At 68.5% G+C, this 7640-nt stretch carries 7 protein-coding genes; 3 read left to right on the top strand and 4 right to left on the bottom strand.

What is annotated here, in order from left to right; all coding sequences use genetic code 11:
• Positions 1-73: 73 nt before the first annotated feature.
• Genes accD through ACIQ3R_RS12495 form a run of 4 tightly spaced genes read right to left on the bottom strand, consistent with a single transcriptional unit; the run spans position 74 to position 3735 of the window.
• The gene (gene accD, locus ACIQ3R_RS12510; protein ID WP_397418973.1) at positions 74-985 is read right to left on the bottom strand and encodes an acetyl-CoA carboxylase, carboxyltransferase subunit beta; all 912 of its coding nucleotides are present in this window, start codon (positions 983-985) and stop codon (positions 74-76) included.
• Between the two features lie 9 nt (positions 986-994).
• Entirely contained in the window at positions 995-1828 is an 834-nt protein-coding gene (gene trpA / locus ACIQ3R_RS12505; protein WP_397418971.1) for a tryptophan synthase subunit alpha, read from the bottom strand.
• 11 nt (positions 1829-1839) lie between these two features.
• Entirely contained in the window at positions 1840-3072 is a 1233-nt protein-coding gene (gene trpB / locus ACIQ3R_RS12500) for a tryptophan synthase subunit beta (RefSeq protein ID WP_397418969.1), read from the bottom strand.
• An 18-nt stretch (positions 3073-3090) separates the two neighbouring features.
• Positions 3091-3735 carry a phosphoribosylanthranilate isomerase gene (locus ACIQ3R_RS12495; protein ID WP_397418967.1) on the bottom strand — a complete coding sequence of 215 codons (645 nt, stop codon included), beginning with the start codon at positions 3733-3735 and terminating at the stop codon, positions 3091-3093.
• A gap of 96 nt (positions 3736-3831) precedes the next feature.
• Here ACIQ3R_RS12495 and ACIQ3R_RS12490 point away from each other — a divergent pair, with 96 nt between their 5' ends.
• The 3 genes from ACIQ3R_RS12490 to ACIQ3R_RS12480 form a co-directional block, all read left to right on the top strand.
• Positions 3832-4296 carry a (2Fe-2S)-binding protein gene (locus ACIQ3R_RS12490; RefSeq protein WP_397418965.1) on the top strand — a complete coding sequence of 155 codons (465 nt, stop codon included), beginning with the start codon at positions 3832-3834 and terminating at the stop codon, positions 4294-4296.
• Between the two features lie 2 nt (positions 4297-4298).
• The gene (locus ACIQ3R_RS12485; RefSeq protein ID WP_397418963.1) at positions 4299-6509 is read left to right on the top strand and encodes a molybdopterin cofactor-binding domain-containing protein; all 2211 of its coding nucleotides are present in this window, start codon (positions 4299-4301) and stop codon (positions 6507-6509) included.
• A gap of 67 nt (positions 6510-6576) precedes the next feature.
• The coding region (locus tag ACIQ3R_RS12480) for a biotin carboxylase N-terminal domain-containing protein (RefSeq protein WP_397418961.1) at positions 6577-7640 on the top strand (1064 nt) is incomplete at its 3' end.

The raw sequence follows: 7640 nt of genomic DNA, 5'->3' as shown, positions 1-7640 counted from the left end.
CAGGCCCCCCTCCACCACGCTGCGCGCGGTGCCTCTCCCCCGTTGGGGGAGGATTTGGGAAACGGAAATGAGGCTAAACAGGAAGGCGGTCACGTCCCAGCATGAGCGTCTTGAGGATCGAGCCCAGGCGGATCGGAATCTCGGCGCGGGGAACCACCTGGTCGACCATTCCGTGGTCCATCAGGAATTCTGAGCGCTGGAAGTCGTCGGGCAGGGTCTCGCGGATGGTCTGTTCGATCACCCGGCGGCCGGAGAAGCCGATGGTGGCCTTGGGCTCGGCCAGGTGGATATCGCCAAGCATGGCGTAGGAGGCGGTGACGCCGCCGGTGGTCGGGTCGGTCAGCACCACGATATAGGGCAAGACTGCGGCCTTGACTTCGTTGAGCGCCAGGGTGGTGCGGGCCATCTGCATCAGGCTGAGCGTGCCCTCCTGCATCCGCGCGCCACCCGAGGCCGTGAAGATGACCAGCGCCGCGCCGCGCGCCACGGCCGCCTTGGCCGCGACCACGAAGGTCTCGCCCGCCGCCATGCCCAGCGAACCGCCCATGAAGGCGAAGTCCTGCACGATCACCACCGCCGGCTGGCCCTGGATCCGGCCGTAACCGATGGCCATCGAGTCCTGCTCGCCGGTGGCCTTGCGGGCGGCCTTGAGGCGCTCGGGATAGGGTTTGTCGTCAGGGAAGCCGAGCGGATCGTCCGGCACGATCGGCGTCGCGATCCGCTCGAACCTGCCGTCGTCGAATGTGTAGGCCAGCCGAAGCTTCGCGCCGATACGCATGTGGTGGCCCGATGGCGTGACCCAGAGGGCGGCTTCGAGGTCCGGCCGATAGAGCATCTCGCCGGTCTCGGGGCACTTGACCCAGAGGTTGTCGGGCGTGTCGCGCTTGGTGAGGTTGCGCACGCCGGGCGCAATGCGCGAGAGCCAGCCGCGGCGTTCACGCGGCGGGGCCGGACGGGCCGGCTTGTCGTTACGCGGGTCGGCCATCGATGTCCTTCAGACCGTCGCCGGCTCGGTGCGCGCGGCGCGAACAGCCTTGGCAAGTGCGGCGACCTTGGACAACACGCGCGCGGTCACGTTGTCGTGGTCGGAGAGCGCATCGGCGACCTCGTCGACCAGGGCGGAACCCACCACAACCCCGTCGGCGACCCGCGCGATTGCGGCGGCGCGTTCGGGCGTCTTGATGCCGAAGCCGACGGCGACGGGCAGGCCCGAGGCTGCGCGGACCCGGGCCACCTGGGGCGCGACAGCGGCGGCGTCGGCCTCTTTCACGCCGGTCACGCCTGCGACCGAGACATAGTAGACGAAGCCCGACGTGCGCGAGACGACCACCTGAAGTCGCGCATCATCGCTGGTGGGCGTGGCCAGCCGGATCAGCGAGATATCATGGGTGTCGCAGGCGTCGGCCAGCGGATCGGATTCTTCCGGCGGCAGATCGACGATGATCAAGCCATCGACGCCGGCCGCCGCCGCGTCGCGGGCGAAGGCGTCATAGCCCCAGGTCACCAGCGGGTTGGTGTAGCCCATCAGGATGATCGGAGTGGTCGCATCAGCGGTGCGGAAGTCCGCGACCATGCCGAGCGTGGCCTTCAGCGTCATGCCGTGTCCGAGCGCGCGCTGTGCGGCGCGCTGGATCGGAGGTCCCTCGGCCATAGGATCGGAGAACGGGAAGCCCAGCTCGATCAGGTCGGCGCCGGCGGCCGGCAGGCCCTCCAGAATGGCGCGCGCGGTGACCGGATCGGGGTCGCCCGCCATCACATAGGGCACAAAGGCGGCGCGGCCCTCGGCCTTGAGCGCGGCGAAGCGGGCGGCGAGACGGGCTTTGCTCAAGACACCGGTCCCTAAATCACGCGACCGAGGTGCGCCGCGACGGTGTTGACGTCCTTGTCGCCGCGGCCGGAAAGGTTGACCACCACGATCCCGTCCTTGCCGACCTCGGCGCAGATTTCCGGCAGCCGGGCGAGGGCGTGCGAGGTCTCGATAGCCGGCAGGATGCCCTCCAGTTCGGATAGCTGTCTGAAGGCCGCCAGGGCATCGGAGTCGGTAGCGGTCAGGTACCGAGCGCGACCCACATCGTGCAGCCAGGCGTGCTCTGGACCGATCCCCGGATAGTCGAGGCCGGCGGAGATCGAATGCGCTTCCTCGATCTGGCCTTCACGGTCCTGCAGCAGATAAGTCATGTTGCCGTGCAGGACACCGGGCCGCCCGCCGTTGATGGCTGCGGCGTGGCGCCCGGTCTCGACGCCCTCGCCAGCCGCCTCGACGCCGAAGAGGCGCACGCTGTCGTCGTTCAGGAACGGATGGAACATGCCGATGGCGTTGGAGCCGCCGCCGACGCAGGCCACGACCGCGTCCGGAAGCCGTCCCTCGGCCTCGAGAATCTGTTCGCGGGTCTCGCGGCCGATGATGGCCTGGAAGTCGCGGACCATGGCCGGATAGGGGTGCATGCCCGCCGCCGAGCCGATCAGGTAGTAGGTGTCGTGGACGTTGGTGACCCAGTCGCGGAGGGCCTCGTTCATGGCGTCCTTGAGCGTCGCCGAGCCGGACGTCACCGGCCGGACCTCGGCGCCCAGCAGGTTCATGCGGAACACGTTGGGCTTCTGCCGTTCCACGTCCACCGCGCCCATATAGACCACGCAGGGCAGGCCGAAGCGGGCGCAGACCGTGGCCGAGGCGACACCGTGCTGACCGGCGCCGGTCTCGGCGATAATCCGCGTCTTGCCCATCCGCATGGCCAGCAGGATCTGGCCCATGCAGTTGTTGATCTTGTGTGACCCGGTGTGGTTCAGTTCCTCGCGCTTGAGGTAGATTTTCGCGCCGCCGATATGCCGGGTCAGTCGTTCGGCGAAGTAGAGCGGGCTCGGCCGGCCCACATAGTGCGTCAGATAGCCCGCCAGTTCCGCTTGGAACGCCGGGTCCGCCTTGGCCGCCGCATAGGCTGCATCCAGTTCATGGACCAGCGGCATAAGGGTCTCGGGCACGTACTGGCCGCCATAGTCGCCGAAGCGGCCGCGCGCGTCGGGATACGCGGCGTAGTCGTTCGGAAGAGCGGGCGGTGTGACGGGCGCGTTCATGGCACTCAGGCTGGGCTTTCAGGCGCGGCGCACGGCGTCGAGAAAGGCCGTGATCAGGGCGGGGTCCTTTAGTCCCGGACCGCGCTCCACGCCAGAGGAAACGTCGGCGAAGGCGGCGCCGGTGGCGGTCATGGCTTCGGCGACGTTCCAGGGATTGAGGCCGCCCGCCAGGAACCAGGGGCGGGCGAAGCGGCGGCCGGCGAGCAGGTTCCAGTCGAAGGGTTCCCCCAGGCCGCCCGGGCGATCCGCGTCCTTGGGCGGCTTGGCGTCGAACATCAGATGCTCGACGACCGGTTCATAGTCGCGCGCGGCGTCGATATCCGCGGCCCTGGAGACCGGAAGGACCTTGATCACGCCCCGGCCGGCGCGAACCGCGACCTGCCGCACCCTCGAAGGCGTCTCGTGGCCGTGAAGCTGGATCAGATCCGGTTGCAGCTCTGCGACGATGCGGTCCAGCTCGGCGTCGTCTGGATCCACGGCCAACGCCACGATCCGGGTGCGCCCGCCGCGCATGGGCGCCGCCAGCCGGGCTGCGGCATCGGGTGTGACGTAGCGCGGCGAACGCGGAAAGAAATTGAAGCCGACGAAGGCCGCGCCGCCGTCCAGCACGGCGTGCGCCGCTTCGGGCGTGCTGATGCCGCAGATCTTGGCCGGAACCGTCATGGTGCGGATAAAGGTCTCCGCGCGGGCCGGTGCAAGGGCTGGTCGGGCGCCACGCTGCAAGGTAGCATGCCTCAGTTCATCGGGAGACCCTGGGCGATGGCCTACACCCTCAACGTCAATGGCAAGGCGGTTCGCGCCGATGTGGAGGGCGATACGCCGCTCCTCTGGACGCTGCGCGACACCCTGGGCTTCGTGGGCACGAAGTATGGCTGCGGGGTCGCGGCCTGCGGCGCCTGCACCGTGCACATTGATGGTCAGCCGGTCCGGTCGTGCCAGACTCCGACGGAAGCTGTCGGCAAGGCCAAGATCTCCACGATTGAGGGCATGGCCAATCACGCCATCGGCAAGAAGGTCCAGGCCGCCTGGATGGAGCTGGATGTCGCTCAGTGCGGCTACTGCCAGGCTGGCCAGATCATGTCGGCCACCGCGCTGCTGGCTTCGACGCCGAAGCCTACGGACGCCGAGATCGACGCGGCCATGGACGGCAACATCTGTCGCTGCGCCACCTATGTCCGCATCCGCGCCGCCATCAAGCGCGCCTCCGGCCAAAAGGAGGTTTGATCATGACCGTCCATGACACCGCCCTGGTGGGCGCCGCCAACCGCCGCGAGGTGCTGGTCTCCGTCTCCGCCGCCGGCCTTACCCTTGGCTTCACCGTGGCCGGTAAGGCCGAAGCGCAGGACACCGCCCTGCGGCCGCTCAACGCCTATGTGACCATAGCCCCCGACGGCAAGGTGACCATCCTGGCCAAGACCCCGGACGTGGGTCAGGGCGTGAAGACCATGTTGCCCATGCTGATCGCCGAGGAGCTCGACGTGGCCTGGGAGGACGTCACCGTCGAGATGGCGCCCAACGATCCCAAGACGTTCGGCCGCCAGTTCGCCGGCGGCTCGATGGCCACGCCTATGCACTGGGATGACCACCGCCGCGTGGGAGCCGTGGCGCGCGCCATGCTGATCCAGGCCGCGGCGACGGCGTGGAACTGCGGCCCCGGCGATTGCGCGACCCAAGCTGGCGTCGTGATCCACAAGCCCAGCGGCAAGAAACGCACCTATGGTTCTCTGGCGCTGGCCTGCGCCACGGTGACGCCGCCGGACCCCAAGAGCCTGACGCTGAAGGACAAGAAGGACTACAAGATCGTCGGCAGGCCGACCCGCCAGTACGATACGGTCAAGATCGTCACAGGCCAGCCGCTCTTCGGCATCGATCAGCGCCGGCCCGGCATGCTGTACGCCAGCATCATCAAGGCGCCGGTGTTCGGGGCCAAGGTGGTGAGCGCCGATCTGGACGCCGCCCGGGCGGTGAAGGGTGTTCGCAAGGCCTTTATCATCGAGGGTGATCCCAACGGCCTCTTCCCGGCGGGCATGATTGGTCAGGGCCTGCTGCCGTCGGTGGCGGTGGTGGCCGACAACTGGTGGGCGGCCAAGAAGGGGCGCGACAGGCTGAACGTGGTCTGGGCGGATCACCCGACTTCGGCGCAGTCGTCCAAGGGTTTCGCTGAACAGGCTGTGGCGCTCAGCGCCGGCAAGGCGCAGCGCAGCGTGCGCAACGACGGCGACGTCGACGCCGCGCTCAAGGGCGCCGCCAAGGTGGTGGAGGCGGCCTACGCCTATCCGTTCCTCAGCCACGCCAATCTGGAGCCGCAGAACTGCACGGCGGAATTCAAGGACGGCAAGCTGGAGGTCTGGGCGCCGACCCAAAACCCCGAGCCGGGCCGCCAGCTCTGCGCGCGCACCCTGGGTCTCAAGCCCGAGGACATCACCGTGCACATGGTCCGTGGCGGCGGCGGCTTCGGCCGGAGGCTGGCCAACGACTACATGGTCGAGGCGGCCTGGATCGCCCGCGAGGCCGGCGCGCCGGTCAAGCTGGTCTGGACCCGCGAAGACGATATGGCCCACGATCATTACCGACCGGGCGGCTTCCACTTCTTCAAGGGCGGCGTCGACGCGGCGGGCAATGTGGTGGCGCTGCACGACCACTTCGTGACGTACGGAACCCACCCCGCCGTGGCGCCCAGCGCCGGCATGGCGGCGCACGAGTTCCCCGCGCGCTTCGTGCCCAACCTGCGCTACGAAATCAGCGCCATGCCGCTCGGCGTTCCGACCGGTCCGCTGAGGGCCCCGGGCTCCAACGCCCTGGCCTTTGCATTCCAGTCGTTCATCGACGAACTGGCGCACGCTGCGGGCGCCGACCCCCTCGCTTTCCAGATCAAGCTGCTGGGCGACAAGGCTGTGGTCGGCGAACCCCCGGCGGCGTTCGGCGCAGGCCGCATGCGCGGCGTGCTGCAGGCGGTCGGCGAAATGTCCGGCTGGGGCAAGAAGCTGCCCAAGGGCGAGGGCATGGGTGTCGGCTGCTACTACAGCCACCTGGGCTACTTCGCCGAGGTCGCGCACGTGGCCGTGTCGCCTGAGGGTAATGTGAAGGTGAAGAAGGTGTGGGTCGCCGCCGATGTGGGCCACACCATCATCAACCCGCACGGGGCGATCAATCAGGTGCAGGGCTCGGTGCTCGACGGTCTGTCGGAGGCTCTCCACCAGACGATCACCATCGACAAGGGCGCGGTGCAGCAGAGCAACTTCACCGACTATCCGCTGATGCGGATGTCGGAGTCGTGTCCGGTGGAAGTAAAGTTCCTGGAGACCGAATTCCCGCCAACGGGCCTGGGTGAGCCGGCCCTGCCGCCGGCGATCCCCGCGCTGACCAACGCCATCTTCGCGGCCACGGGCAAGCGCGTCCGAAGCCTGCCGGTGACACCGGAGATGCTGAAGGCGTAACCCCCTTCCCGCGCACGGGAAGGGAAGGGCATGATGCGTCCCAACAAGTGTTTGAGGGGATGGATCGTTGCGGAAGCTGCTGATCGCCAACCGGGGCGAGATTTCCGTGCGCATTGCGCGCACCGCCGCCGAGATGGGTCTGGCGACGGTCGCCGTCTATTCCGAGGACGATGCGACCTCGCTGCATGTCCGCAAGTCCGATGACGCCGTCGCGCTGAAAGGCTCGGGGCCTGCCGCCTATCTGGACATCGATCAGGTGGTCGCGGCGGCCAAGTCGGCGGGCGCGGATGCCGTGCATCCGGGTTATGGCTTCCTGTCGGAGAACGCCGCGTTCGCGCGGGCTTGCGCCGCAGTGGGGCTGACCTTTGTGGGGCCGACTCCGGAAACCCTGGAGCTGTTCGGCGACAAGGGCCGCGCCCGGGCGCTCGCACAGCGGTGCGGCGTACCGGTGCTGACCGGAACCGACGGCCCGACGAGCCTGGATCAGGCGCGGGCGTTCTTCGCCGAGCATGGCGCGGTGATGGTCAAGGCGGTGGCCGGCGGCGGCGGCCGGGGCATGCGGCCGGTCACCACGCTGGAGGAGCTGGAACCGGCCTTCGAGCGTTGCGCCTCGGAAGCCAAGGCGGCGTTCGGCAATGGCGATCTCTATGTCGAGCGGTTTCTGCCGCGCGCGCGGCATCTGGAGGTGCAAATTCTGGGCGACGGCTCGGAGGTGATCCACCTCTGGGACCGTGAGTGTTCGCTGCAGCGCCAGCGCCAGAAGGTGATCGAGATCGCGCCCGCCGACACCCTGCCCGCCGGGGTTCGCGAGCGTCTGTTCGGCTATGGCGTCGCGCTCGGCCGGGCTGCCGGGTATCGCAGTCTGGGCACCATGGAGTTCCTCGTGGACGGCGACGAGATCGTCTTCATCGAGGGCAATGCGCGCCTGCAGGTGGAGCACACCGTCACCGAGGAGGTCATCGGCCTGGATCTCGTGCGTCTCCAGCTTGAGGTCGCCGCGGGCCAATCCCTGGCGGACCTGGGACTGGGGCAAGACCGCGTGCCTGAGCCACGGGGGCACGCGGTGCAGGCGCGGATCAATCTGGAGACCATGGCCGCCGACGGCTCGGCCCGGCCGGCCGGTGGGACGCT

Origin of the sequence: Phenylobacterium sp., from assembly GCF_044371015.1 — a bacterium.
GTDB lineage: Bacteria > Pseudomonadota > Alphaproteobacteria > Caulobacterales > Caulobacteraceae > Phenylobacterium.
This window is presented reverse-complemented; position numbering and strand designations above follow the sequence as displayed.

What these genes read in the sequence shown, in the direction of transcription:
- accD (WP_397418973.1), bottom strand. Translation starts at nt 985, where the DNA reads ATGGCCGACCCGCGTAACGACAAGCCGGCCCGTCCGGCCCCGCCGCGT.
- trpB (WP_397418969.1), bottom strand. Translation starts at nt 3,072, where the DNA reads ATGAACGCGCCCGTCACACCGCCCGCTCTTCCGAACGACTACGCCGCG.
- ACIQ3R_RS12495 (WP_397418967.1), bottom strand. Translation starts at nt 3,735, where the DNA reads ATGACGGTTCCGGCCAAGATCTGCGGCATCAGCACGCCCGAAGCGGCG.
- ACIQ3R_RS12490 (WP_397418965.1), top strand. Translation starts at nt 3,832, where the DNA reads ATGGCCTACACCCTCAACGTCAATGGCAAGGCGGTTCGCGCCGATGTG.
- ACIQ3R_RS12485 (WP_397418963.1), top strand. Translation starts at nt 4,299, where the DNA reads ATGACCGTCCATGACACCGCCCTGGTGGGCGCCGCCAACCGCCGCGAG.